Here is a 26,073-nt window from a genome sequence, read left to right as displayed (position 1 = left end):
AGCATGTCGCTAAGTTACAATCGTCATAAAAGGCTCGTTGAAATCATCCAGGCGAATGGCGAAGTGCGCATCCGAGATTTGATGCAGCGGTTCAATATTTCAGAAGAGACTGCGCGGCGGGATATCAAACGGCTCGAGCAGGATGGCTTGGTCGCACGGGTCCATGGTGGCGCGGTCGCAACGCAACAGCCAAAGCTGCTGGCCATCTCATCGCGAGCTGTTTCCGAGCGCGCGGAAAAAAGCACCATCGCTGAGATCGCCCTGGGTCTTCTGAAGCCCGGTCAGAATCTCTTCTTCGGGGGCGGCAGCACCATTCTGTCGTTGGCCAGCCGCATATCGGCCCTCCCGGAAATGCGCGTCGTCACCAACATGGTCGATACTGCCATCGCCGCGGCCGAAGGCTATCGGCATCGCGTTGTCATGCTGGGGGGCGATTTCAATGTCGATTTCCGGACCGTAACCGGATTCACCGCCTTGCGTACACTCCGCGAACAGCAGATCGACGTCGCATTTATCGGCGTCAATGCGGTGCATCCGAATGGCGTCTTCGACCATGAACAGGTCGGACAGGAGCTTGCTGCGACGCTCTGCGAGCAAGCACGGAAAATTGTCATTCTCGCCGATCACAGCAAATTCGGCTTGTCGGCGCGTTACCGCATCCTGCCCCATTCGGCGATTACCGCGATCATCACCGACCGGAGGCCTGCATCGGACATGCTGGACAAGATCGAAGCCGCCGGTGTTGAAGTTCTATATCCGCAAAACCGTCACAACCCCGCACTGGTCTCTACTTGATCCTCTTCTTTCAGCCCTCACGGCTGCCCCAATTGTGAAACATTTTTTTCCTTTTGATTTCAATAACCAACACAATCCGTCTCAAACCTGCAAAAAACCGTCACATAACCGCGCTATGTCTCAGCCCGTCTCGGGAGCGGATTTCATTCGCTCCGATTGTCATCCCGACTGAAAGAGAGGGGATTTTGATATGCAAACGACACGTCGCAGATTTCTCGGCATGACCGCCATGGCGGCTGGCGCAATAGCATTGCCGAACACGATCATGGCGGCAACCGGCCGGCGGCCGAACCTCAATATTGCCGTTCAGGACCTGCGCACAATTCTGGAACCGGTGGACGGCTCCTCCATCGCCAACGTTTCCTGGCGGGTGCAATACAGCATTTTCGATCAGCTTTTACGGACCGACTACAACGACAATTTTCGCCTGAATTTCGCGCTCGCGACATCATTGAAGCAAATTGACGCCACGATCCATGAGATCAGGTTGCGCGACAATGTGAAGTTTCATGACGGTTCCACAATGACGGCGGATGACGTTGTCTTCTCGCTCGGGCCGGATCGACTGCGCGGCGAAAATGCGCCGGGCGCGGCCGTGTTTGCCAACTTCCTCTCCTCGCTTGCCGATGTGCAGAAGATCAATGATCGCACTGTCCGTTTGATCACCAGGACAGAGGATCCGGTCTTTGCCCAGCGGCTCGGCGCGTGGGGCACGCAGATCATCAGCGCCAGAGCACGGGCTGGCGCCAGCAGCTATGACGCCTGGGCGGCGAAGCCGATCGGGACCGGCCCTTACAAGATCGGCGAGGTCCGCAATGGGGACGAGATCACACTGGTGGCGCACGACGAATATTGGGGAGGCCAGCCGCCATTTGCCTCGATCCGCTTCAAGCGGCTGCCGGAAATCGCCGCGCGCATCGCCGGACTGAAGTCGGGCGATTACGATATCGTCACAGACATCACTCCGGACCACATTGCCGAAATTGAGGGTGTCAACGGCCTCTCGATCGTTGGTGGCGAAGCCATGTGGTTCCGCTTTCTCACATTTGCTCCGCTCAGGACTCCCATCCTGAAAGATGTCGATCTGCGTCGCGCGCTCGCTCTCGCTATCGATCGCGGTGCGCTGGCGGACGGCCTCTGGGACGGCCGGGCGAAAGCGCTGACCAGCTGGCAGCTACCGATCTTCGGCGAGATCAACGACCCCAACCGCAAGGGGGTGTCCTATGATCCGGCGCAGGTCAAGGAACTGCTCGCCAAGTCATCCTACAGAGGTGAGGAAATCCCATACCCTTCCGTCGGCACCTATTATCCGATGCAGCTCGCCGAGAACCAGGCGCTTGTCGAGATGTGGAAGGCTGCCGGAATCAACGTCAAGCTGATCATGTGTGAAAACTGGACGCAGGTCGGCGACATTGGCGGCATCAATGACACGTCCGGCGGCGCCTTCTACGCCGATCCCGTTTCCATGCTGTGGCAGATTATCGGTCCGACCAATGACCTCCAGTCAACAGGTGGCTGGACCAATGCCGAGTTTAACGCGCGCGGTCACGAGCTTGAAACGACGACCGATCTCGCCAAGCGCCAGGCGGCCTTCAAACGGATGCAGGACATTGTCGAGATCGAGGACCCTTGCATCACGCCGCTGCATTCCATGCCCTTTATCTATGGGCAGCAGGCGGATGTCAGCTGGCAGCCCAACCCGTTGCCGCAAATGTATCTCGGTCCGAAGATGCCGCCTGAGCCGGTGGCCTGAGTTCCATGCTGCATAAGTCTTTCCAGAACAGCGCGGGCGCCGCGCTGTTGCCGGCTCATGGCATCGGGGCTTCCGCCACCAAACCTGCCATCAGCATTGCTGGCTTGAGGGTGGCGTTCGGCGATGTGCCTGTGCTGCACGGTGTCGATCTCGCTGTGAACAAAGGCGAGGCCTTGGGTATCGTTGGCGAATCCGGCTGCGGCAAGTCCGTGACTTGGCGGGCGGTTCTTGGCCTGCTGCCGAAATCCGCCGAGATCGGGGGCGAGGCCAGGATTGGTGATCTCGATCTTGTGGGCGCACGACAATCCGTTTTGGATCGGGTGCGCGGCGGACGCATTGCCATGATCTTCCAGGATCCGGCCAGCGCGCTGAACCCGGTGCATCGCATCGGCGCGCAGATCACCGAAGCGCTTCGCCTGCACCGTGGCCTCAGCGGTGCCGCCGCCCGTGCCCAGGCCTGCCGCCTGCTCGACCAGGTCGGGATAGCCGCTGCGGCAAGCAGGCTCAACGCGTACCCCCACGAACTGTCGGGCGGCCAGAACCAGCGGGTGATGATTGCCATCGCGCTCGCCGGCCGGCCCGAACTGCTGATCGCCGATGAGCCAACGACCGCGCTCGACGCTACCGTGCAGGCGCAGATCCTGCTGCTGCTCAAAGATATTCAACGCGACACAGGCATGGCGCTGGTCATGATCAGCCATGATCTCGCCGCGGTGGCGGCCGTCTGTGACCGGGCCTGCGTCATGTATGCGGGCCAGATCGTCGAAACGGCGCCGAAACACACGCTTCTGACCGCGCCGGAGCACCCCTATACACGCGACCTGATCGGTGCCATTCCGCCCTCGCACGGTCCGCGCATGCGGTTGACCGCCATTGCCGGCGCGCCGCCACAACGCAATCTGCCGCCGGGATGCGCCTATGCGCCACGCTGCCGGCACGCGATCGCGGTATGTCGCACGAGCCGACCGGAACCGCGGCAGGTCGCCGCGCGGCATTCGGTGCGTTGCCTTCGTTTGGACGCCGGCACGTATCAATGACCCTGCTGCGTCTCAACAACATCACCCGTCGCTTTCCCCTCGGCTCGCAACTCTACGGACCGCGGAAATATCTTGTCGCAGTCGATGGCGTGTCGCTGGATGTCGAGATGGGCCGGACGACCGGCATTGTCGGCGAATCCGGATGCGGCAAGTCCACCACCGGCCGTATTGCGCTCGGTCTGGAGCCGCCGGACAGCGGAGGTGTGCTGTTTCAGGGTTTTCCGCTGCCGCGCATCGACAGCAAAAAGTGGCGCGCGCAGCGGCGCCAGATGCAGCTGGTCTTTCAGGACACCTTGGCAGCGCTTGACCGCCGAATGACTGTCAGCGCTCTCATCGCCGAGCCGCTGGCGATTCACGGGATTGGCGATCCGGCAAGCCGCGAGCAACGTGTGGCCGAGCTTCTCCACGGCGTCGGCCTCGGCGAAGACCATGGCAGGCTCTATCCGCATCAGCTTTCCGGCGGCCAGCGCCAACGCGTCGTGCTTGCCCGGGCGCTCGCGCCAAAACCCTCGCTTCTGGTTTGCGATGAGCCGGTCTCGGCGCTCGACCTGTCCGTCCAGGCGCAAATCGTCAATCTGCTCATGGATCTTCAGCAGGAGCTCGGGATCGGCCTCTTGTTCATCAGCCATGACTTGCGGGTCGTTCGCCATGTCAGCGACCGGATCGTCGTCATGTATCTTGGCCGCGTCGTCGAGCAGGGGCGCGCCGACGCCATTATCGATCAACCCGCCCATCCCTATACGCAGGCGCTCGTCTCGGCCATGCCGAGGCTTCCGGGCGGCTTCGATCATTATGTGGCGTTGCCAGGCGAGCCGCCGAGCCCCACCGATCGGCCCTGCGGATGCCCGTTTCATCCACGCTGTCCACTTGCGCGCGATGTCTGCCGCCAGAGCCTGCCCGAACTCCTGCCGCTAGGACCGGAACGGCAGGTCGCCTGCCATGTGGTGAGGCATTGATGAGTGCGGTGTTTCGTTTCGCCGGCCCCAAGCTCCTGCGTGCGGGCCTGTCGATCCTGATCGTAGTGACCTTTACATTCGTGGTGCTGCGGGCCTCTGGAGACCCGGCGCTGCAGATACTCGGTCCCAGCGCCCGCGCCCCGGATCTTGAGGCGTTTCGCCGGCATTGGGGGCTCGATCAGCCTCTGTATGTGCAATATGTCCGCTATGTCCTGGCGGCACTTCACTGCGATTTCGGGAATTCCATGCTGGCTGGAAAACCGGCCCTGCAGCTTGTGTTCGAGCGCGCGCCCCTGACATTGGCGCTGATGCTGCCGGCACTGGCGCTCACGATGCTAATCGGCATTCCGGTCGGCGCCTACGCCGCCATGCATCGCGACACCTGGGTCGACCGATCGGTGATGATGCTGACCGTGTTCGGCTTCACCGTGCCAAGCTTCGTGCTCGGGCTATTGCTGATCCTGATCTTTTCCGTGACGCTCGGCCTGTTCCCGTCCGGCGGCGCGGATCGGCCGGAAAGCTTCGTACTGCCGGTGCTCACGCTTGGTTTGGGCGGGGCGGCCATTATCGCGCGCTTCACGCGTAGCGCCATGATCGAAGTTCTGTCGCAGCTCTACATCGTGGCGGCCAGCGCCAAGGGCGTGACGTGGCGGCAGGTGGTTCGCCACCATGCCTTTCCGAATGCGATCATTCCTGTGCTGACGCTGTTCGGCCTGATGCTCGGCGGCCAGGTCGCGGGCGCCGTACTGGTGGAAAGCGTCTTCGGCTGGCCCGGCATCGGCCAATTGCTGGTGGTTTCGGTTGCGAACCGTGATCTCGCCGTGGTGCAGGTCATCCTCCTTCTCGTGGCGCTGACCATGACGTCGGCCAACCTGCTGATGGACCTGCTTTATGGCGTGTTCGATCCGCGCTTGCGTGGAACAAACTCAGGATCGCAATGAAAACGGCAACTGTAGAAACCAACCGTCCGCCGCCTCGCTCGGTGGACCTGCCGACACTCCTTGCTGTGGGCTGGGTTCTCCTCATGCTCCTCACGGCGCTCGCCGCGCCGCTGATGGCTCCCTATGAGATCACTTCCATCGACCTGCGCCATCGCCTGGCGCCGCCCGTCGGCTTTGGCGGAACGATGCTACACGTCCTGGGGACCGACGATCTGGGCCGTGACGTGGCCTCGCGTCTTTTCTACTCGATCCGCACCAGCTTGCTGGTCGCCTTCGGCGCCACTGCGATCAGCGTGTTGGTCGGTACCGGGATTGGCTTCATCGCCGCGTATTTCCGCGGGCTCGTCGAGCATGCCCTGCTGCTAATGATCGACGTACAGGCTTCGCTACCATTTCTAATCGTGGCGCTGGCAATGCTCGCCTGTTTCGGTAATTCGCTGACGCTGTTCGTCGCCCTGATGGGACTTTATGGCTGGGAGCGGAATGCGCGGTTGGCACGAGGACTGGCAATCACCGCCAGCGCGCAGGGCTATGCGAGCGCAACGCGCCAACTCGGCGCCCATCCGCTGCGTGTCTATCTGCGGCATATCCTGCCCAACAGCGCGGCGACGCTTCTCGTGGCGGCGACGGTGACCTTTCCGGAAATCGTCCTGGTGGAAAGCGGACTCTCCTTCCTCGGCCTCGGCGTTCAACCGCCGATGACCAGCCTGGGTGTCATGGTCGCGGCCGGCCGCGAGTATATCACCCGCGCCTCCTGGATGCTGCTCGCTCCAAGCCTCGTCATTGTCATCACGGCCGTTGCCGTTAGCGTCCTCGGCGACTGGTTGCGCGATAAGCTCGACCCGACCCTCAAATAACGGTTTCCCAATGCAAAGGAGCTGATCTCCACACTTGTCGACGGCTACGCTCTTGCACGGGACGGGGTGCCGAACCTACCTCACGATTGGATCCAAGACGGAACCTCCTGAAAGGCCACACAATCTCGCATGCAATGCTACCACTTCGTGCTCAGTTAGGCTCGCGATGCAGTCGGCTGAGAATCTTGCCCTTTTGTGTTCGCAAACGTCCCAGATGTACCTCAATCTAACGGGCAGGAATTTTGGGGGTCCTTTTTCAGAGTTATCCCACAATATTCCAAAAAGCTCAGAAATTACTTTCTTTTGACCTAGCTGCTGGGCGATCAAAGAAGGATTGGAAATAATATATTGCTTGGCAATCTGTTTGAGGAGTTTGACCTCCGCCAGAGTATCCAAGGGGATGTGCAATCCGTTTCCTTCCTCGGTTAGCTTCGCAGCCGTCAAGAACCGCCCGATTAGGAACGAAGTCAGGCTCCGAAGCGCCACCCGCTGTTCTCGGGAGCCTTCGTAGGAGGTATTCAAAAGCACGCTAAACGCGGAATTGAGCACCGAAGCCAAGCGCTCAAATGCGGCATTCAGGTGAGCCCGTGCATCGCTCGGGGCGCCGAACCAGACCTCATGGGTCTTGCGGATGATTTCCTGCGAGCCTTCGTTGAGAATATGATTCCAGGGAATAGCGCCGACTCTATGGAAGTCCTCCAAATCGTGAACTGAATAGGCAATGTCATCTGCCCAGTCCATCAGCGCGGCTTCTGTAGTTTGGAACGCGTGATCCTGGAACCTCCTGGCAAAATCAAAGTCGGCTTGATCGACCTTGTAGGCTCCCCACTTACTGCTCCTTTCTGGCTTTGTTGGATCTCGAGTCCAAGGGTACTTTAAGCAAGCCGCAAGCGTAGCGCGGGTCAAATCCAGTCCGAGACAGTCCGGATATCGAACGCCCAACTTGGTCAGAATTCGGAAAGTTTGAGCATTGCCCTCGAATCCGTCAGGGTCTTCTCTAGCTTCCAACAACTCGTTGAGTTTGCTTTCTCCAGCATGCCCGAACGGGGGATGACCCAGGTCGTGGGCGAGGCAAGCCGCCTCCACTACCTCAACGTCAACCCCGAGTTTCTTCGCGAGCTTAGGATCGGCATCGATGCAATTCTGAGCGAGCCTTCGCCCAACTTGGGCCACCTTATACGTGTGTTGCTGCCGGGTATGGAACACATCGGCTTCGCCTACTCTAACGATCTGGGTGACGCCGGCGAGACGATGCAACGCGGAAGAATACTGAATCCTATCGCGGTCAACCTCAAAAGGTTTCCGCTGGTCTTTTTCAGGTGTGCTGTGGAGGCGCTTCCTCCGAGCCGCATCCGTCCATACACGCGATACCATTCGCGATTTAGGCAGCCTGCAAAGTTTTGCCCGGCCTAAAGAAACGCATCTCTCTGTCGATGCGGATCTGATTGCGGCTCATGGCTAGATGCAACGCAGCTTGGATCTCACGGCGCGAATACCCGTCCGCCGTCAGAAGCCCCACGAGCCGCTCGGGATCTACGGCTCGGTTTTCCCTGCGGATATGCCGCAGCAATGCATCTCTTGCTTCAGCGATTCGCTGTTCCATGCGACGGTCTCCCTCGATCACACCGTTGTCTCATAACCATAAATTTTTGACAACAAGTTAGGTTGCAAGAGGGCTGCCATCAACAATACGGCGATCAGACTCCTGACAGTTCCGAACATCCTTCCCCGCCTCAGTCAGAAGCCAGAATACTGACTTTAAGGTCAGCAATATCGCACGCGTAGCAGCCATGCCCATATCGCCTGCGCCGCCCCCCTTGACCCCGCCTAATCAAGAGGTCGCTACGAATGGACCCACGGCTTAATCGCCGACTTCTTCAACACTATCGGTCACCTCCGGCCGTTCATGCCGGCTACTAAGCAACTAGCTCCTTTCCGGTCTCCGAGGCCGACGTCTCAATCAACGCCTTCCGACATCTTCTGTCGCCTTTGTCGAGTCCTCGACACAAGTTTATTTAGCCAATTTAATATTTTTGCCAAATGTTAAACAGCTGAAAAGCAATCATAAAATTTCTTCTTCGATCCAGCCGGCCAAATTGGCACGAGTTTTGAAACGATAGGTGCGAGGCGGCGGGATCTGCCGACCGGCATTGAAGCGGGTAGCCGCTATGGATGGAAGAAGGAAGGAAAGCAACATGTCAGGTCTGCGTCAGATCGCATTCTACGGAAAGGGAGGCATCGGCAAGTCTACCACCTCTCAAAATACGCTAGCCGCCCTGGTCGACCTCGGACAGAAAATCCTGATCGTCGGCTGCGACCCCAAAGCCGACTCCACCCGGCTGATCCTGAACGCAAAGGCGCAGGATACCGTTCTGCATCTCGCCGCCCAAGAAGGTTCTGTGGAAGACCTTGAACTCCAGGACGTGCTCAAGATCGGCTACAAAGACATCAAGTGCGTGGAGTCCGGCGGCCCCGAGCCGGGTGTCGGCTGCGCCGGCCGCGGCGTCATCACCTCGATCAACTTCCTCGAGGAGAACGGCGCCTATGATAATGTCGACTATGTCTCCTACGACGTGCTGGGCGACGTGGTGTGCGGCGGTTTTGCGATGCCGATCCGCGAAAACAAGGCCCAGGAAATCTACATCGTCATGTCCGGCGAGATGATGGCGCTCTATGCCGCCAACAACATCGCCAAGGGTATCCTGAAATACGCCCATTCGGGCGGCGTGCGGCTCGGCGGGCTGATCTGCAACGAGCGACAGACCGACCGCGAGCTCGACCTCTCCGAGGCGCTGGCCGCCAGACTCAATTCCAAGCTCATCCACTTCGTGCCGCGCGACAACATCGTCCAGCACGCCGAACTGAGAAAGATGACGGTAATCCAGTATGCGCCGGACTCCAAACAGGCAGGGGAGTACCGCGCGTTGGCCGAGAAGATCCATGTCAATTCGGGCCAGGGCACCATCCCGACCCCAATCACCATGGAGGAGCTCGAGGACATGCTGCTCGACTTCGGCATCATGAAGACGGACGAGCAAATGCTTGCCGAGCTTCAGGCCAAGGAAGCGAAATTGGCCGTCGCTCAGTAGCCGCCGCTACCGACAGGGGGCGCCGACCTGACCTGGCGCCCCTTTGTACGAAACAAGGCCTCGTTGGCGAGGCGTTACCCAAACCTAGAAAGGGGCAGGTCCCATGGGCCTCGACTATGAGAATGACGGCGCTTTGCATGCGAAGCTTATCGAAGACGTGCTGTCCCAATATCCAGACAAGGCGGCGAAGCGTCGCAAGAAGCACCTCAGTGTCGCAACGAGCAAGGACGAGGCTGGAGGTGAGGACAAGGGCCTTTCCGAATGCGACGTCAAATCGAACATCAAATCCATTCCGGGCGTGATGACAATCCGCGGCTGTGCCTATGCCGGCTCCAAGGGCGTGGTGTGGGGTCCGGTCAAGGATATGGTCCACATCTCGCACGGGCCAGTCGGCTGTGGGCAATATTCCTGGTCGCAACGCCGCAACTATTACGTCGGCACGACGGGTATCGACACGTTCGTGACAATGCAGTTCACCTCCGACTTCCAGGAGAAGGACATCGTTTTCGGCGGCGACAAGAAGCTGGAAAAGATCATCGACGAGATCGAGGACCTATTTCCGCTCAGTGGCGGCATCTCGGTGCAGTCCGAATGCCCGATCGGCCTGATCGGGGACGATATCGAGGCCGTGTCGCGCAAGAAAGCCAAGGAGCACAAAAAGACGATTGTACCGGTGCGCTGCGAAGGTTTCCGCGGCGTTTCACAATCGCTCGGCCACCACATTGCCAATGATGCGATCCGCGATTGGGTCTTCGACAAGGACGATGTCGCGTTCGAGTCCGGCCCATACGACGTCAACGTCGTCGGCGACTACAACATTGGCGGCGATGCCTGGGCCTCGCGAATCCTGCTCGAAGAGATTGGGCTTCGGGTGGTCGGCAACTGGTCGGGCGACGCGACGCTCGCCGAGATAGAGCGCGCGCCCAAGGCCAAGCTCAACCTGATCCACTGCTACCGGTCGATGAACTACATCTGCCGGCACATGGAGGAAAAGTACGGCATCGCCTGGATGGAATACAATTTCTTCGGCCCCTCCCAGATCGAGGCCTCCCTGCGCAACATCGCCAAGCATTTCGGCCCGAAAATCGAGGAGAAGACCGAAAAGGTCATCGCCAAGTACCGGCCCTTGGTCGATGCCGTCATCGCCAAGTACCAACCGCGCCTCGAAGGCAGGACGGTGATGCTCTATGTCGGCGGGCTGCGTCCTCGTCACGTCATCACTGCCTACGAGGACCTCGCTATGGTGATCGTTGGCACCGGCTACGAATTCGCCCACAACGACGACTATCAGCGCACCGGCCACTACGTGAAGAATGGCACGCTCCTCTATGACGACGTCACCGGTTATGAGCTGGAGAAGTTCATCGAAGGCATCCGCCCGGATCTCGTTGGCTCCGGTATCAAGGAGAAGTACCCGGTACAGAAGATGGGCATCCCGTTCCGCCAGATGCACTCCTGGGACTATTCCGGCCCGTATCACGGTTATGACGGCTTCGCCATTTTCGCCCGCGACATGGATCTGGCCATCAACAACCCGGTCTGGGGTCTCTACCGCGCGCCGTGGAAGAAGATGAAGGACGCACCGCTGAGGGCGGTCGCCGCCGAATGAGGACTGGCCTCCCTCCCTGTCAGGGAGGCCGACAAATGCTCGGGGGCACTCGATCCGCGGAGGCCCTTCAAAGTTTCGATGTCCCTGTGCTGCCGCTTGCCGCGGCCAGATGGAAAAGGTGACTACCATGCCGCAATCGGCCGAAAAAATTCTCGACCATGCTCCCCTGTTCCGCGAGCCGGAATACAGACAAATGCTTGCCGAGAAGAAACTGAATTTCGAATGTCCGCACCCTGATCAGATCGTCACCGACCAACGCGAATTGACCAAGACTTGGGAATACCGCGAAAAGAACCTCGCTCGCGAGGCGCTTGTCATAAACCCCGCCAAGGCCTGCCAGCCGCTCGGTGCGGTGTTCGCGGCCGCGGGCTTCGAGCGCACCATGTCGTTCGTCCACGGTAGCCAGGGCTGCGTTGCCTACTACCGCTCGCATCTGTCGCGACATTTCAAGGAGCCTTCGTCAGCGGTTTCCTCCTCGATGACCGAGGACGCGGCAGTGTTTGGCGGCCTCAAGAACATGGTCGACGGGCTCGCTAATACATACAAGCTCTACGACCCCAAGATGATCGCCGTCTCGACTACCTGCATGGCCGAGGTCATTGGCGACGACTTGCGGAGCTTCATAGAGAACGCCAAGAACGAAGGCTCGGTCCCGAGCGACTTCGACGTGCCTTTCGCTCATACGCCTGCCTTCGTCGGCAGCCATGTCGATGGCTATGACGGCATGGTGAAGGGCGTGCTGGAGCATTTCTGGAAGGGCAGCAAGCGCTCGCAAGCCGCTGGGACCATCAACATCATTCCAGGCTTCGACGGATTCTGCGTCGGAAACAACCGGGAACTCAAGCGCCTCCTCGACCTGATGGGTGTCACTTATACCGTCATTCAGGACGCCTCAGACCAGTTCGACACGCCGTCGGACGGCGAATACCGCATGTATGACGGTGGCACCAAGATCGAAGACGTGAAAGGCGCACTCAACGCGGAGGCGACACTGTCGCTGCAGCATTACAACACCCGCAAGACGCTGGAATATTGCAACGAGGTCGGGCAGGCGACGGCATCCTTCCACTATCCGCTGGGTGTCCAGGCGACCGACGAATTCCTGATGAAGATCTCGGCGATTTCCGGCCAGGAGATCCCCGAGAAAATCCGGATGGAGCGCGGCCGACTGGTTGACGCCATGGCGGACAGCCAGTCATGGCTGCACGGCAAGAAGTACGCAATCTATGGGGATCCCGACTTCGTCTACGCCATGGCCCGCTTCGTCATGGAGACCGGCGGCGAGCCGACACATTGCCTCGCGACCAACGGCACATCGGCCTGGGAGGCCGAGATGAAGGAATTGCTTGCATCCTCGTCCTTCGGCCAGGATGCCCAGATCTGGGCGGGCAAGGATCTCTGGGCGATGCGTTCGCTGCTGTTTACAGAGCCGGTGGACCTGCTGATCGGCAATTCCTATGGCAAGTATCTGGAGCGCGACACCGGCACGCCGCTGATCCGGCTGATGTTTCCAATCTTCGACCGGCACCATCACCATCGCTTTCCCCTCATGGGCTACCAGGGTGGATTACGCGTGCTGACGACGATCCTCGACGAGATATTCGACAAGCTCGATCGCGAGACGAGCGAAACGGGCGTGACGGACTATTCCTATGACCTCACCCGCTAAGCCCGTGCCGGCTTTTCGTCGAGGCCGTCCATTGCCCAATGGACTTCGGAGACTGACGCAATGACCTCGCTCAGTGCCAAGATCCAGGACGTTTTCGACGAGCCCGCCTGCGATAACAACCGCGGCAAGGATGCCAAAGCGCGCAAGGAGGGCTGCTCGAAGCCGCTGACCCCCGGGGCGGCAGCCGGCGGCTGCGCCTTTGACGGCGCCAAGATCGTCCTGCAGCCGATTACCGACGTTGCGCACCTGGTCCATGCGCCGCTCGCCTGCGAGGGCAATTCCTGGGACAACAGAGGCGCAGCTTCGTCCGGGCCAACGCTGTGGCGGACAAGCTTTACAACCGACCTCACCGAACTCGACGTCGTGATGGGGCAGGGCGAGCGGAAGCTGTTCAGGGCGATCCGCGAGATCAAGGAAACATATGCGCCGCCGGCAGTCTTCGTCTATTCGACCTGCGTGACGGCGCTGATCGGCGACGACATCGAGGCCGTGTGCAAACGCGCGGCCGAAAAATTCGGCTTGGCCGTGGTGCCGATCAATGCGCCGGGCTTGGCCGGCTCCAAGAACCTCGGCAACAAACTGGCCGCCGAAGCGTTGCTCGATCATGTCATCGGCACGGTGGAACCCGACGACGCCGGACCCTACGACATCAACATCCTTGGCGAATTCAACCTCTCCGGCGAATTCTGGCTGGTGAAGCCGCTGCTTGATCGGCTCGGCATCCGGGTGCGCGCCTGCATTCCGGGCGATGCGCGTTACCTCGACGTTGCATCCGCGCACCGCGCCCGGGCGGCTATGATGGTGTGCTCGAGCGCACTCATCAATCTGGCCCGCAAGATGGAGGAGCGCTGGGACATCCCGTTCTTCGAGGGCTCCTTCTACGGCATAACAGATACCTCCGAAGCACTTCGCAACATTGCTGAGCTGCTGGTGAGAAAGGGCGCCGATGCGGAGATCCTCGATCGCACAGACACGCTGATTGCTGAGCAGGAGGCGATTGCGTGGAAGAAGCTCGAGGCCTACCGCCGGCGGCTTCAAGGCAAGCGCGTGCTGCTCAATACGGGCGGTGTGAAGTCCTGGTCAGTCGTCCACGCACTGATGGAGATCGGCATGGAGATCGTCGGCACCTCGGTCAAGAAATCCACCGTCGAAGACAAGGAGCGGATCAAACGGATCCTCAAGGACGAGAACCACATGTTCGAGCAGATGACAGCGCGCGATCTTTACGCCATGCTCTCAAAACACAAGGCCGACATCATGCTGTCGGGCGGGCGCACGCAATTCATCGCGCTGAAGGCCAAGACACCCTGGCTCGATATCAACCAGGAGCGCCAACATCCTTATGCCGGCTATGACGGCATGGTGGAACTTGTCCGGCAGATCGACCTCGCCATTCATAACCCGATCTGGGGCCAGGTACGGGAGCCGGCGCCGTGGGATTGCCAGCCTGCTTTGGAGGACGATCCGGCGAGCACGAAGAACGGGACCGCGACTGTGAACGCTTTCAATGAATTCGCCGGCGCGACGGCTCACCACTTCGGCGACCGTTGAGGAAATCCGATGGTCCGCATCCTTCGCAAAATCAAATCAGCGGCGGTCAACCCGCTGAAGTCGTCGCAGCCGCTGGGTGCCGCCTTCGCTTTTCTTGGAGTCGAGGGTGCGATGCCCCTGTTCCATGGCAGCCAAGGCTGCACCAGCTTCGCGCTCGTGCTCTTCGTGCGGCATTTCAAGGAAGCGATCCCCTTGCAGACAACGGCGATGGATGAGGTGGCAACCATACTCGGCGGAGCGGACCATCTGGAAGAGGCGATCCTCAACCTCAAAACCCGCACAAAGCCAAAGCTGATAGGGGTGTGCACGACCGCCCTGGTCGAAACCCGTGGCGAAGATTGCGCGAGTGATATCGCCAACGTCAAGCTGAAGCACGTGGAAGAGCTCGCGGGTACGGAGGTCGTGCTGGCCAACACGCCGGATTTTGACGGCGCGATCGAAGAAGGCTGGGCCAAGGCTGTCGCGGCGATGATCGAAGGGATTACACGGTCGGGCGCACGGACCCGGCAGCCGAAGAAGATCGCGATCCTGCCCGGATGCAACCTCACTGTCGCTGACGTCGAACATTTGCGTGACATGGTTGAAAGTTTTGGTCTCAGGCCGGTTATTCTGCCGGACGTCTCCGGCTCGCTCGACGGCACGGTTCCTGACCGCTGGGTAACGACCACCTATGGCGGCACCAGCGTCGAGGAGATCCGCGAGCTTGGCACGGCCGTGCAATGCATCGTCATCGGCGAGCACATGCGCCGCCCGGCGAAAGTACTGCACGGGTTAACCGGCGTGCCGTTCGCGGTGTTCCAGTCGCTGACCGGATTGAGGGCTGCCGACCGGTTCATCTCGCTGCTGTCGGCGGTTTCGGGCGCGGCGGTACCGGCCCGCGTTCGCCGTCACCGGGCGCAATTGGAGGATGCATTGCTCGACGGACATTTCCATTTCGGAGGCAAGAAAATTGCGATCGCTGCTGAACCAGACCAACTCTATCAACTCGCAACCTTCTTCACCGGCATGGGCTGTGACATCGCGGCGGCGGTCACGACGACCGATATGTCGAAGATTCTGCAAAAAGTACCGGCGGAGTGGGTTCAGATCGGCGATCTCGGCGATTTGGAAGCTCTTGCAGCGGGCGCGGATCTTCTCGTAACACATTCCCACGGTCGCCAGGCGTCGCGACGCCTTGGCATTCCGCTCATGCGCGTCGGCTTCCCGATCTTCGATCGGCTCGGCAGCCAGCACAAGCTCAGGATCCTCTATCGGGGGACCCGCGACCTGATCTTCGATGTTGCCAACATCTTCCAGGCCAACCAGCACGCGCCGACGCCTGAGGCGCTTGATCCATTCCGGAAACGAGAAATGCCAGATGAGCTCCGTTCGTCGCCTCTCACTCGTCACTGACGAGGTTCACGCACTGATGACGGACCGACGGGCAGGCGCATTGCGCGTAGCCATCGCCACGCAAGACATGACGAATCTCAATGCCCATTTCGGGTCGGCCAAGCGCTTTGCTGTCTACGACGTGACGCGCGAGGAGTGGCATCTCGTGGAAGCCGTGGCCTTCGATGACGTTTCCGATGAGAGCGGGAAGCGTCGGACCGAGGGCGATGACCGCGTCACGCCGAAGGTGGAGGCGCTGAAGGGCTGCCATCTGCTGTTTTGTCTGGCCATCGGCGGGCCTTCGGCAGCCAAGGTTATTTCGGCAAAAATCCATCCAATCAAGGTGCCGCAGCCACAAACCATCCAAGAGGTGCTGTTGCGCACGCAGATGATGCTGAGAACGTGCCCTCCGCCCTGGCTGCGCAAGGTGCTGGCCGAAGCTGGTGTCGCCGAAAAGAAACCCTCCTTCGAGGATGAGGACTGAAACAAGGAAAGAGCAAAATGTTTGAAGTCGCGATCAGCCCTGCTGTCAACGATGACGAGGCGGCCCTTGCCAGCCCGTTCGTCAAATGCCTCGTGCGGCTGATCCTTGCTCAAGATTCCCACGGGTCGTGGGACGGCAAAGCGGACGCCGAGTTGCTGGCCGACTTCATCGTCAGCAAGGAACGGCGTCGTACGATCCCAATCATCGGCGATCCCGATCCGGACGTGCTGTGGAGGCTCGACAAGTTTTACACTGCCGTCGCCCTTGCGATCGAGGAGCGCTCCGGCCTGATGGCATCGCCGATGATCGAAATGAGCTATGAGGGGTTCGGGCGCGTGCTTTTCACCGCCGGGCGGCTGGTCGTTTTGTCCAAGACCGTGCGCGACGTCCATCGGTTCGGCTTCGAGACGTTCTGCAAACTCGCCGCCGCCGGTACGAAACTGGTCGACGATGCCATCGCAGCCATCGACGCCTATCCCGAGGTGGCACGGGCATGAAACCAATTTTCGAGCAAGAGGATCATGTCAGGCCTTGAGGAGCCGCGATGGCCAGCCCACGCGGCCGACGCGGTCGAGGCCAATGTGGTTCTCGGGGTAGCGCTGATGAAGCCACTCGTCCTGATCTGTTCGCAAGATGCGGAGTTCTATCTGTTCCTCAGCCACATACTGGAGGTGGACGGCTTCGTCAGTGAGCCGGCAGGCGGCGCCAAGGAAGCACTTGCAAAGGCCGACGAACGGGAATTCCAGGCCGTGGTGCTGGACTGCGGTCCAACGAGCCTTACCGGGTCCGCAATCTGCGCCCGGCTCAAGCGGGAACCCCGGACCGGCGGCCTGCCCATCATTGCCCTGATCGCGCCCGGCGCCGAGAACCAGCACCTTGATCTGTTGAAGGCCGGCATTGACGAGAGCTTTGTGCGGCCAATGGCGCCGGCCAAGCTGCTCGATTATCTGCGGACGAGGCTGGCGCTGCCGAAGCCGGGTTCAAACGGGATTGAAAACGACAGCTGGCTTTCCTTTGGCAGCCTTGAGATGAAGCTCGATGCCCACCGGGTTTGCGGCAATGGCCATGACATCCATCTCGGACCGATCGAGTTCAACGTGCTGCGGCATTTGCTGGAGGCTCCCGGCAAGGTCTTCAGCCGGGACGAGCTGATCGGCGGGGCCTGGCCGGCCAATATCCATGTCGGTTTACGCACAGTCGATGTCCATATCAGTCGGCTCAGAAAGGCACTGGAGACGGCCTCGACCGGTATCGTCATTCGTACCGTCAGGTCGGCCGGCTACTCGCTCGAGAAGCTGGACGGCTGAATCGAGTGCCGGGTCTGGTGCCACTCCCTTTTCCTCGCGCTGTGAGCCGGTCTTGCGGCCTGAAACGCCCTCATCGAACACTCAGGAAGAAGCAGGAAAATGGGCTTTAAAACGGTACTCTGTTCGACCGGCGCTGACCATTCCGATCGGGACGTCAGAACTGCTGCCGGCTTGTGTGCGGAGATCGGCGCGCACCTTTCCGTACTGATTATACCCCCTCCGATGCTCCTTATGTCGCATCGGCGGATCGGAGATGGTGTCCCAGAGTGGCCGGTAGCACGTGGACAGGCAATTGCCAGATTGAACGATCGGTTTCGGCAAATCGATCGATTTACACAGAACGCGGTCAGACTGGAAAAACGCTCCAGAGATATTCAGAAACTGCTGGAATCTATGTCGCTCGCCTATGACGTTGACACCGACTATTACGATCCGGCCAGCCTCGGTGAAGTGGCACGACAGCGGGCGCTCTGCGCCGACCTCACGATCATCGGACCGGGGCTCCTCAACGACGAGAATCTCGGACCTCCTGTGGTCAACGGCTGCTTGTTCGATACGGGAAAGCCGGTGCTCGTTGTGCCGAAGGGGGCTGAGGCGACGCTGTGGCCACGGCGCGTCCTGGTCGGTTGGGATTCGCGAGTCGAGGCGTCCCGTGCGGTTCGAGAAGCGCTGGGCCTCCTATGCGTTGCTGAGGAAGTTCGTGTCGCCCTGGTCGATCCGAAGGCCAACTACAACGGGAACGGCGCGGAGCCTGGAGCCGACATCGCTGCCTATCTCACTCGGCACGGCGCTCGGGTGTCGGTTGACCTCCTGCCAAGTGCCGGCAAATCGGCGGCCACGGTGCTTGCGCAGCACGCAATCGACATTTCTGCCGACATGATAGTCATGGGCGCCTATGGCAGCCGCCGGCTGCGTGAGCGGCTCTTTGGCGGTGTGACCAGATGGATCTTTGAAAAGCCGACATTGCCCCTGTTTTTGGCTCGATGACGGTTGCGGAAGTCCCGTCTCTATGCCCCACCCGCTTGGCTTCATCGACCACAAGCACATGAAACTGGTTCGCCGCAGCGCAACGCCAACCCCACCGCTTGGCGCTGCGGCGAACCCATCATAAGCGGGGGAACTGTTACCTATGTGTGGAGTGCGCCCCTCGGACCGGACAGACTGAACAAGCAGAATTGACTTGGAAGCCGGGCTTTCGAAGGATGGAAGCCCATGGTGACTTATCGCACGCACAGCATCCGGTTCAATCTAACCCGTCTATCGGCTGGACACTCAAGGTCTATATAGCAGGAAGGCCCTGAAGAAGGCCTCTCTGCAGCGTTATCCGTACCCAGTTCGGCCGGCTACTCGCAGGAGTTGCCGCGCGGCTGAATGTGCGGCGCCATTCGCCGTCTCGTACGGAAGGTTTTTTCAGGGAGTGGGGCTTGCGGCGGCATGTTCAGATCGCTTCCGCTATAACGAAACTCATGACGTTTCAAAAATTTTCACATGATGTGAACCACGGCTTAAAAATATTAGAACGACTTGTCACAATCGTAACAACTATTAACCAAGTATGGTATCCATAGCGGCCGCGTTATATGCTAAGATTGCAAAATGTTGTAATTTTCAGGTGTATTTGTACGTCGCGCTTCACTAGAAAAGCGAGATTCAGGCGCAGGGAAACTCAGCGTTTGGCTTGCTCAGTGCCAGAGGAGCCGTAGAGCAATGCCCAAAAGTGCGATGCGCGCGCCCCGCCGAAACTGTCCACTTCGCGACATTACCTGCCAAAGCCATCGATCATCTCCGGGCAGTCGCCGAGGCTCGCGAGCGCCGACAGGAGTCCTTGCCAAATTCGCGTCGGGTGCTGAAGACTCCGGGAGAATGCCCTACTCCGAGGGTGCTGTTGCGCATCTCTGCGGCAGACCCGCGATCAACGGTTATGGCAATATGTTTCGCGTTGGCTAAGGCGGGACAGATACGATGCGGTCTCTGGCCGATGCGCTAGAAATTCGTGGAAGCCGGGTGCTGAGGCTGCCAAAGCGTCCGCATTAGGTGGGAGTGATTACCAGTGATTTTGCCGGAACTTCGCTCAGCAATCCCAGCCGGCAGGGTTTTGGAGATAACGACCACCTCGGGATGCATCGTGGGATGTTCATATTGTCCGCAGGACAAGTTCGCGGACCGCCAACGTGCGGTATCTCATGCGAAGCATCTAAGTCTTGAAGATCTTAAGCGGTGTCTGGCGCGCGTACCAACCTCTGTCGACATTGGTTTTGCGGGGTACTCCGAGCCTTGGCTCAATCGGGACTGCACCGAAATGGTGGAGCACGCTTTCGCCAAAGGCCATGACATCAGGATTTTCACGACGCTGGTGGGAATGAATGGCCAGGATCTGCAACGCTTGCAAGCACTGCGTTTAGGCGTATTCGTTGTCCATGTTTTCGATGACGGCACCCACATGAATAGCCGCCTAGTCGGAGACAAGTATCTCGGTCTGGTTCGTCAACTCGTCCACGCGGACATCCCCTCGATCCGATTCGTGGTTTTGGGCGAGCCCCACCCAGATGTAGCCGACATTATTCCTGCCGAAATACTCATTCGCGCGCGACCCGTGAGCAGCAGGGGTGGAAGCGTCGACCCCAAGATCGTTGAGCCACGGCAGCCCGTCGTCGGAGCGCTGACCTGCGTGGACCAACGACAGTATCGGAATGTTCTTCTTCCAAATGGCGACGTCACCCTCTGCTCCATGGATTTTGAGCGACGTCACGTATTGGGGAACCTTCTACAGATTGATTACTCCGACCTATTTGAGAGCCAAGTTTTTTGCGAAATCGTCGATCGCATGAATGGAGCGGCTGGTTTTCTGCTTTGCAGGATGTGTGAATTTGCCGATCCAAACGACAGGACCTGACTGATTCCGGCTGACCGCGGCGGGCCTGATGCGGGCGGCCCTGGAACGGCAAGATGCACATGCAAAATCGGCGCCAGTGCAAGGTTTCGGCCTCAATGTCGGATACTCGACAGGATCGCAAACCTGCCTTCCGTTGCTTTTGCTGATGTTTTGCTCTGGCACGTTCGATGCAGGGACCTCCCGAACGTAGCAGCGGATGTCTTCTATGATCAGACCCACGGAAAAATGCTGTCGCCGCACTCATGACCGTGCCCTCGCTGGTCGCCAAGCAGGCCGAAGGTCGGCTCATCACGGTCGAGGCGGGCAACCGAGCCCAATTGCAATAAGGGATAGGCTGCGAAAGCATATCACTGACCACTCCGGGTCATCGAGGCGGGAGTCTTGATGCCAGCCACGCGCAACAGGTCGTCGGCATGAGTACCGATTTCATCACGGAGCCGGCATCCTCGGGCGTCACACCCGATACTACGAACGGGCGGACAAGCTGTTGCAAGTCCTGTGGTGTCGATGATGCGTGCGGGGAGGGCAAGCCCAACGGCTATGGCCGACATTCGCCGCGTACAGCGCCTGATTGGGAGGCGTCAGCAGGAGCAAGGCACCTGGAGCTCTCTTGCATTGGGATCGGTGCTGGCCCGTCCAATTTGAGCCTCGCGTGTCAGATCCATGAGCAGGTTGGGCACGGGGCACTGTTCTTGGATCGGCAAGTCGACTTCCGCTGGCATCCAGGCAGCGCATTCGAGTCCTCAGAACTCCAGGTCAGCCACATCAAGGATCTGGTCACGCTGGTGGATCCGCAGTCAGCCTACACTTTCATAAATTTTCTGCACGAGAATGGGCGTCTATACCACTTTCTGAATGCACAGTTCGATTCTGTGTTCAGGGCTGAGTTCGAACAATACCTGAACTGGGCGTTCCGCAGGAACCCACTTGTCCGCGGCGGCGAGACCGTCCGCGAAATACGCTATGACGGCGAGTTTCGGGTGCGGACGGACGATACAGTTCTCAGTGCCAGAGACCTAGTGGTCGGCATCGGTAAGCAAGCGCGGATTCCACCTCAATTTCAGGGCTGGATCGGACGCAACCTGTTCCATTCATCCGATTTGCTACACATCCATCCTGAGGTGCGCCATAAACATGTTTGCATCGTTGGTGGAGGCCAGTCGGGAGCCGAGGTGCTGTTGCATTTGGTCGGTGGGCCAAGAGAACGGCGGCCTGCCTCGATCACCTGGGTCTCGCAGCGCGAAAACTACCTGCCCCTCGACAACAGCCCGTTCACAAACGAGTTGTTCATGCCCTGTTTTTCGGATCGTTTCGCGGCAATGAGCGAGCCGCAGCGCAAGCTGTTCCTGCGGCGTTTCGTGCTCGCCTCGGATGGTATTTCGGATCGCACTTTGCGCGCCGTCTACCAGGCGCTGTATCGCCACGAATTTCTTGAGCCAGACCTATGTGACATCGCACTGCGGCCGGGTTGCAACGTTTCGCGCTGCATCAACGCCGGCGCGGGTCATAACTTGACGCTGCAGCGCGGCTTGGGCGACGTCGAAGAAGTCACGGCCGACATCGTCATCCTGGCCACCGGTTACGAGAACGCCGTGCCAAGCTTTTTGGAACCGATGGCGGATCGGCTGCAACAGACCGACAATGAGTTGGTCATCAACGAGGATTTTTCGGTGTGCTGGGACGGACCGCGTGACAGACGCATCTTCGTACAGAACGCCAATCCCGGGCAGCGCGGGCTGGCCGATCCGAACCTAAGCCTGCTGGCCTGGCGAGCTCGCCGCATTCTTGACAGCCTTCTACAGCGCGCGCCGTGCGCGAACCCTGAGCATCCTGGCTTTATCAGCCGTACCACCGTCGAGAGCTGGCCCGACCCGGTAGCCGAAGAAATGGGCAGCGGGATATGACTCAGCGACTACTGATGATCGGCGGTGGCATCCAAGGAATGATGTCCGCCTCCGCTGCGGCGCAGTTCGGAGCCCGCTCCGAACTCATCGTGACTGAACATGCCCTTGGACCTATGGGCACATCGCTTAATTCTGCGGGCGAGAATTTGCCCCACGGTCGTCGAAACCGTACAAGGTCGCTCACTCGAAAGTGCCCAGTGGCCCTAACGGCCATGGCTGCGTCGGCGGTCAGCGGAGGCCTCCCGCCCGTAGCGATGCGTGTGGTGGCTGGACCGGGTGAGGTAAGTGATCGGGACCAGCTTAGGGAACCCGAGGACCCGGCTTGGCCTCGGATGGGCAGTCTAGCGCCGAACTTGTGCGGACAATACTCGGTTTTTGGAGCATCGATGGACCCGATGCCAGCGACGTGCCTCCCTGATCGCCCGACCCGAACGGGAACTTGTCGCAAAGATTTGCGCGGCGCACGACTTGCGTTGCGTCAGGCTGCACGAAAGGTCGTCTTATCGGGCAGTCGCACCATCAACAGCATGCTCGGCCGTGACTACTATGCAGACGTACCGGATCGACAGATCTTTACGGGCCTGGGCGATCTCTCCATTGAGGAGGGACAACAAAGCCTCGCAATCCACCCGGAGCGGAACGCACTTTGCGTCGCCGTCTGCATGCCGTGGAGTATCGTCTCGTGGGCCCGCACCCTGACAGCGCCCTACTGCCCTAACCGGAATGTTTGACCACCACTCTTTCCAACAGGAGGCCTTTCGCATGTTGACTGATGCACAAAGAGAAAAGTGGGAGAAAGACGGATACATCAGGCTCGAAAGGTTCTTCGATCCCGCGGCCGTGGAACGGATTTCAAGCTTTGTTGAAGACGTATCACGCTGGGATGTTAGCGATGATAAATGGCTCATGTGGTTCGAGAAGACGACTGATGATCGAAAGATCACCTCTAAGGCCGAGAATTTTCTGGACTTCCATGACCCATTGCGTCTTCTCCTCTTAGAAGATCAGCGCATAAACTCTGCGGTCGAGGATTTGCTTGGCGAAGATTCGCGCAGACTCAAGGAGTTGCTGATCTTCCACTATCCCGATAGCGGCGGTTATCGCCCGCATCAGGACATTTATCACATTCCACACAGGCTGCCCGACCGGATGGTCCATGCGATCGTTGCCATAGGCATTGACGATTCCGACCCGGACAATGGTGGCCTTTTCTTCAGCCCCGGCAACCACAAGAAGGGGGTATTTCCCATGGATGCCGGCGGGGTGATTGATCCTGAGGTTGCCGAAACATTCTCTTGGGAACCCGTAGTATGGAAGGCTGGCGACATCTTCATCTTCGACGATTATGCACCGCATTACTCGAAGCCGAATAAAAGCAATCGTTCGCGGCGGACGCTCTACTTGGTGTTCCAGCGTGCTTCAACCGGTGGACCGACCCGCGCTGAATATAACGTGCTTAAGCGCGCCCTTAATCCGCCAGAGGGCAAAGTGGCTGATCTCGACAACCTCAAGCTCCCAAACGGCATTTTCTATCGCGATTGAGCTCACGGAACCAGGCGGGAACGCAGGCCGCCAAAAGAATGCGCGGAGAGCATGGTTTTGATTGCCGGCTACTGGAGCATCGCCTGCAGTCCGTCACGACCCTTCGGTATGTCGATGTGGAGGTGTCGCCAGGCGCTCTGCTGTGACGCCTAAAGCCCTCTTGGCGCCCGTAGTTTCGCCCGCCTGGGGCCCAGAGCCGGATTATTCGGACGGGGGCCAACGTGTCGGGCTGCCCCTCTCTTCGCAACTTGCAGCAGAGGCTGTTGCGTCGGCAGCCGAAGAGACCACTGTTTCGACAGCTGAGGTTCGTCATGCGGAAATCCACGTTTTCTCGAACGCAGCTGTCGCGGGCGTTCGGTATCGACATGGCTGCGCTTGGGACGGGAAGCGCGGGCACCGGGTTTTCATTTGGCAAGGTGGCACCGGGCGTCACATCCGAGCCCCATCGGCACGACGAAATCGAGGCCTTCGTGGTCCTGTCTGGAGTGGGCAAGGTCAGGACCGACCTTGGGGAAATCTCGGTCGCAGCCGGCGATGTCGTTCTGTTCCATCCTTTTGAAGCGCATGTGCTGCACAACGATGGGGTCGAAAACCTAAACTTCGTCGATGTCTACTGGCGCGACGGCAAGGCCGCCCTCGAAGCTGCTGCACAGGTCGCGATTCCCCGCGGGCCGATCTTCGTCTTCTCCACGCCGCCGACGCCTAATGGCGATCTGCATCTGGGGCATCTTTCTGGCCCTTATCTTGGCGCCGATGTCTACACGCGTTTCCTGCGCATGAAAGGGGTCGAAGCCTATCACCTGACTGGAAGCGACGATTGCCAGAGCTACGTGGCCACGCGAGCCGATGCCGAGCAATCGACGCCTGCAAAGGTGGCGCGCCACTACGCCCATGAGATTCGAGCCACGCTTGCGCTTCTCGACTGTGAGGTCCACAGCTTCCTCCCGACTTTGGGCGATAGCGCTTATGCAGAGTTTCAAGCCGCGTGTTTCCGTAGTCTTCTGAGCAGCACGGCGGTAGATCTGCGCCAGAGCCCTGCGCTCTTCGATGCTGTGACAGGCGACTACCTTTACGAGCCGGATGTAAGCGGCCTCTGCCCCGATTGCGGCAGCTCCGCTGGTGGCAACATCTGCGAGGAATGCGGCGCACCGAACCTATGCCACGACCTAGATGCAGTCCGGTCGCGGCACTCGGCCGAGGCGCCGGTGGTCGGCTCCGTGCGCCGTCCCGAACTTGCGCTGGAACGTTGCTACGACAATATCGACCGGCATTTAAGGGGGTCGGGCGCCCCCGTTCGGATCATGGACCTCTTCGCGCGTCTACGCCAACGTGGCGACTTTTCCGTGCCCATCACCCACCCCTCGGACTGGGGCCTGCCGGCCGAGGGGCTCCCGGGGCAGGTGATCTGGGTCTGGCCAGAGATGGCGTTTGGTTTTCTTTACAACATCCAGGCGCTAGCTACATCGCTCGGTCGAGACTGGAACGCGGCCCTGCCCAGCAATGACTGGCAGATTGTCCATTTCTTCGGCTTCGATAATTCCTTCTATCACGCCCTGCTTTATCCGGCGCTTTATGCTGAGGTCTTCTCCCACTGGACCCCGCGCATCCGGTATCATGTGAACGAGTTCTACCTGCTCGACGGCCAGAAGTTCTCGACCAGCCGCGGTCATGCGGTCTGGGGCAAAGAGGTTCTGGGCCCAAAGACAGTCGATGTCGTCCGTCTTCATTTGGGCCTGACACGCCCGGAAGGTGAGCGAACGAACTTCACGCTGGACGCGCTACGCCGCACCGAGAACGAGGTGTTCCACGGGATCTGGCTGAATTGGCTTGATGCGCTGCACCGGGAAATCAAGCTGAACTTTGGCGGCTGTGTGCCCGATGCAGGCGACTGGGCTCCCACCGATCGCGCTTTCTTTGCTCGGATAGAGATCCATCGCGCGGCGATGGAACGCGCCTATTCGGACGATGGCTTCTCGGTCCGGCGGGCGGCCACGCAGGCCTGCGATTTCGTGAGCGATTGTGTAGTCTACCGACAGGCGCAAGACTATGAAGCGGCGCGACGTCTCTATCCCGCCCGCACCCGCACTTCGCTCGCCCTTCAGACGACGGCCGCTGCGATCCTGGCGCAGACACTCGCACCGCTGATCCCCCGATTCGCCAGCACGCTGGCGCGAGGTATCGATGGCGTCTCGACCGAAACATGGCCCACGTCCGTCCGGCGCCTTGCGCCAGGAACGACCTTTGATCTCGGACCCGTGCTAGGCTTCTACGCCAGAGCAGAGCTTCCTGTTCTCAATGAGGAGGAGGCATAATAG

At 59.7% G+C, this 26,073-nt stretch carries 21 protein-coding genes; 19 read left to right on the top strand and 2 right to left on the bottom strand.

Going from position 1 to position 26,073, the window contains the following annotated elements; genetic code table 11:
* Positions 1-3: 3 nt before the first annotated feature.
* From AC1DZU_RS27470 to AC1DZU_RS27445, 6 genes are all read left to right on the top strand, one after another.
* Positions 4-795, top strand: a complete 792-nt coding sequence (locus tag AC1DZU_RS27470; protein ID WP_109671378.1) for a DeoR/GlpR family DNA-binding transcription regulator — start codon at positions 4-6, stop codon at positions 793-795.
* 190 nt (positions 796-985) lie between these two features.
* Positions 986-2,548, top strand: a complete 1,563-nt coding sequence (locus tag AC1DZU_RS27465; protein WP_172352469.1) for an ABC transporter substrate-binding protein — start codon at positions 986-988, stop codon at positions 2,546-2,548.
* 5 nt (positions 2,549-2,553) lie between these two features.
* Positions 2,554-3,585: an ABC transporter ATP-binding protein gene (locus tag AC1DZU_RS27460; protein WP_172352468.1), complete on the top strand. Its 1,032-nt coding sequence runs from the start codon at positions 2,554-2,556 to the stop codon at positions 3,583-3,585.
* Positions 3,582-4,541 (top strand): ABC transporter ATP-binding protein, encoded by a 960-nt coding sequence (locus AC1DZU_RS27455; RefSeq protein WP_477289773.1) that lies wholly within the window; start codon positions 3,582-3,584, stop codon positions 4,539-4,541. The genes AC1DZU_RS27460 and AC1DZU_RS27455 overlap by 4 nt, the downstream gene beginning before the upstream one ends.
* The gene (locus tag AC1DZU_RS27450; protein ID WP_172352467.1) at positions 4,541-5,482 is read left to right on the top strand and encodes an ABC transporter permease; all 942 of its coding nucleotides are present in this window, start codon (positions 4,541-4,543) and stop codon (positions 5,480-5,482) included. The genes AC1DZU_RS27455 and AC1DZU_RS27450 overlap by 1 nt, the downstream gene beginning before the upstream one ends.
* Positions 5,479-6,339 (top strand): ABC transporter permease, encoded by an 861-nt coding sequence (locus tag AC1DZU_RS27445; RefSeq protein WP_136617674.1) that lies wholly within the window; start codon positions 5,479-5,481, stop codon positions 6,337-6,339. Before AC1DZU_RS27450 ends, AC1DZU_RS27445 begins: the two co-directional genes overlap by 4 nt.
* Positions 6,340-6,414: 75 nt before the next feature.
* On the opposite strand, the gene dgt is transcribed toward AC1DZU_RS27445, so the two are convergent.
* Positions 6,415-7,713, bottom strand: a complete 1,299-nt coding sequence (dgt, locus tag AC1DZU_RS27440; RefSeq protein WP_477289772.1) for a dGTP triphosphohydrolase — start codon at positions 7,711-7,713, stop codon at positions 6,415-6,417.
* A gap of 7 nt (positions 7,714-7,720) precedes the next feature.
* Positions 7,721-7,942, bottom strand: a complete 222-nt coding sequence (locus tag AC1DZU_RS27435) for a hypothetical protein (RefSeq protein WP_214392454.1) — start codon at positions 7,940-7,942, stop codon at positions 7,721-7,723.
* A 592-nt stretch (positions 7,943-8,534) separates the two neighbouring features.
* On the opposite strand from AC1DZU_RS27435, the gene nifH reads away from it, so the two are divergent.
* The 13 genes from nifH to AC1DZU_RS27370 all read left to right on the top strand — a co-directional run bounded on the left by nifH (position 8,535) and on the right by AC1DZU_RS27370 (position 26,070).
* A complete protein-coding gene (gene nifH / locus AC1DZU_RS27430) occupies positions 8,535-9,428 on the top strand; it encodes a nitrogenase iron protein (RefSeq protein WP_006331760.1) in 894 nt (297 codons plus the stop codon).
* A gap of 103 nt (positions 9,429-9,531) precedes the next feature.
* Entirely contained in the window at positions 9,532-11,037 is a 1,506-nt protein-coding gene (gene nifD, locus AC1DZU_RS27425; protein WP_477289771.1) for a nitrogenase molybdenum-iron protein alpha chain, read from the top strand.
* Between the two features lie 127 nt (positions 11,038-11,164).
* Positions 11,165-12,706, top strand: coding sequence for a nitrogenase molybdenum-iron protein subunit beta (nifK, locus tag AC1DZU_RS27420; RefSeq protein ID WP_477289770.1), 1,542 nt, complete (start codon positions 11,165-11,167; stop codon positions 12,704-12,706).
* Between the two features lie 60 nt (positions 12,707-12,766).
* Positions 12,767-14,257 (top strand): nitrogenase iron-molybdenum cofactor biosynthesis protein NifE, encoded by a 1,491-nt coding sequence (gene nifE, locus AC1DZU_RS27415; RefSeq protein ID WP_477289769.1) that lies wholly within the window; start codon positions 12,767-12,769, stop codon positions 14,255-14,257.
* Between the two features lie 9 nt (positions 14,258-14,266).
* Positions 14,267-15,649 carry a nitrogenase iron-molybdenum cofactor biosynthesis protein NifN gene (gene nifN, locus AC1DZU_RS27410; protein ID WP_477289768.1) on the top strand — a complete coding sequence of 461 codons (1,383 nt, stop codon included), beginning with the start codon at positions 14,267-14,269 and terminating at the stop codon, positions 15,647-15,649.
* On the top strand, positions 15,615-16,112 hold the full coding sequence (gene nifX / locus AC1DZU_RS27405) for a nitrogen fixation protein NifX (RefSeq protein WP_214392458.1): 498 nt from the start codon (positions 15,615-15,617) through the stop codon (positions 16,110-16,112). Before nifN ends, nifX begins: the two co-directional genes overlap by 35 nt.
* Before the next feature lie 17 nt (positions 16,113-16,129).
* Positions 16,130-16,609: a NifX-associated nitrogen fixation protein gene (locus tag AC1DZU_RS27400; protein ID WP_477289767.1), complete on the top strand. Its 480-nt coding sequence runs from the start codon at positions 16,130-16,132 to the stop codon at positions 16,607-16,609.
* A gap of 24 nt (positions 16,610-16,633) precedes the next feature.
* Positions 16,634-17,419: a response regulator transcription factor gene (locus AC1DZU_RS27395; RefSeq protein ID WP_477289766.1), complete on the top strand. Its 786-nt coding sequence runs from the start codon at positions 16,634-16,636 to the stop codon at positions 17,417-17,419.
* A 99-nt stretch (positions 17,420-17,518) separates the two neighbouring features.
* The gene (locus AC1DZU_RS27390; RefSeq protein WP_477289765.1) at positions 17,519-18,406 is read left to right on the top strand and encodes a universal stress protein; all 888 of its coding nucleotides are present in this window, start codon (positions 17,519-17,521) and stop codon (positions 18,404-18,406) included.
* Positions 18,407-19,469: 1,063 nt separating this feature from the next.
* The gene (locus AC1DZU_RS27385) at positions 19,470-20,312 is read left to right on the top strand and encodes a radical SAM/SPASM domain-containing protein (protein WP_477289764.1); all 843 of its coding nucleotides are present in this window, start codon (positions 19,470-19,472) and stop codon (positions 20,310-20,312) included.
* A 599-nt stretch (positions 20,313-20,911) separates the two neighbouring features.
* Complete coding sequence (locus AC1DZU_RS27380) at positions 20,912-22,216, top strand: lysine N(6)-hydroxylase/L-ornithine N(5)-oxygenase family protein (RefSeq protein WP_477289811.1); 1,305 nt, start codon at positions 20,912-20,914, stop codon at positions 22,214-22,216.
* A gap of 762 nt (positions 22,217-22,978) precedes the next feature.
* Positions 22,979-23,758: a phytanoyl-CoA dioxygenase family protein gene (locus tag AC1DZU_RS27375; RefSeq protein ID WP_477289763.1), complete on the top strand. Its 780-nt coding sequence runs from the start codon at positions 22,979-22,981 to the stop codon at positions 23,756-23,758.
* A 311-nt stretch (positions 23,759-24,069) separates the two neighbouring features.
* Positions 24,070-26,070 (top strand): class I tRNA ligase family protein, encoded by a 2,001-nt coding sequence (locus tag AC1DZU_RS27370; protein WP_477289762.1) that lies wholly within the window; start codon positions 24,070-24,072, stop codon positions 26,068-26,070.
* Positions 26,071-26,073 lie beyond the last annotated feature (3 nt).

The sequence above is a fragment of the Mesorhizobium sp. P2_A12 genome (assembly GCF_056405075.1).
Note: the sequence above shows the minus strand (reverse complement) of the source record. Positions and strands in the feature narration are given on the sequence as shown.

Bases quoted from the DNA above. Each gene is read 5' to 3' on its own strand.
- AC1DZU_RS27465 (WP_172352469.1), top strand. From the start codon at position 986: ATGCAAACGACACGTCGCAGATTTCTCGGCATGACCGCCATGGCGGCT.
- AC1DZU_RS27435 (WP_214392454.1), bottom strand. From the start codon at position 7,942: ATGGAACAGCGAATCGCTGAAGCAAGAGATGCATTGCTGCGGCATATC.
- nifD (WP_477289771.1), top strand. From the start codon at position 9,532: ATGGGCCTCGACTATGAGAATGACGGCGCTTTGCATGCGAAGCTTATC.
- nifN (WP_477289768.1), top strand. From the start codon at position 14,267: ATGGTCCGCATCCTTCGCAAAATCAAATCAGCGGCGGTCAACCCGCTG.
- AC1DZU_RS27400 (WP_477289767.1), top strand. From the start codon at position 16,130: ATGTTTGAAGTCGCGATCAGCCCTGCTGTCAACGATGACGAGGCGGCC.
- AC1DZU_RS27460 (WP_172352468.1), top strand. From the start codon at position 2,554: ATGCTGCATAAGTCTTTCCAGAACAGCGCGGGCGCCGCGCTGTTGCCG.
- nifK (WP_477289770.1), top strand. From the start codon at position 11,165: ATGCCGCAATCGGCCGAAAAAATTCTCGACCATGCTCCCCTGTTCCGC.
- AC1DZU_RS27375 (WP_477289763.1), top strand. From the start codon at position 22,979: ATGTTGACTGATGCACAAAGAGAAAAGTGGGAGAAAGACGGATACATC.
- AC1DZU_RS27455 (WP_477289773.1), top strand. From the start codon at position 3,582: ATGACCCTGCTGCGTCTCAACAACATCACCCGTCGCTTTCCCCTCGGC.
- AC1DZU_RS27445 (WP_136617674.1), top strand. From the start codon at position 5,479: ATGAAAACGGCAACTGTAGAAACCAACCGTCCGCCGCCTCGCTCGGTG.
- dgt (WP_477289772.1), bottom strand. From the start codon at position 7,713: ATGGTATCGCGTGTATGGACGGATGCGGCTCGGAGGAAGCGCCTCCAC.
- AC1DZU_RS27395 (WP_477289766.1), top strand. From the start codon at position 16,634: ATGTCAGGCCTTGAGGAGCCGCGATGGCCAGCCCACGCGGCCGACGCG.
- AC1DZU_RS27450 (WP_172352467.1), top strand. From the start codon at position 4,541: ATGAGTGCGGTGTTTCGTTTCGCCGGCCCCAAGCTCCTGCGTGCGGGC.
- AC1DZU_RS27390 (WP_477289765.1), top strand. From the start codon at position 17,519: ATGGGCTTTAAAACGGTACTCTGTTCGACCGGCGCTGACCATTCCGAT.
- nifE (WP_477289769.1), top strand. From the start codon at position 12,767: ATGACCTCGCTCAGTGCCAAGATCCAGGACGTTTTCGACGAGCCCGCC.
- nifH (WP_006331760.1), top strand. From the start codon at position 8,535: ATGTCAGGTCTGCGTCAGATCGCATTCTACGGAAAGGGAGGCATCGGC.
- AC1DZU_RS27470 (WP_109671378.1), top strand. From the start codon at position 4: ATGTCGCTAAGTTACAATCGTCATAAAAGGCTCGTTGAAATCATCCAG.
- nifX (WP_214392458.1), top strand. From the start codon at position 15,615: ATGAGCTCCGTTCGTCGCCTCTCACTCGTCACTGACGAGGTTCACGCA.
- AC1DZU_RS27370 (WP_477289762.1), top strand. From the start codon at position 24,070: ATGCGGAAATCCACGTTTTCTCGAACGCAGCTGTCGCGGGCGTTCGGT.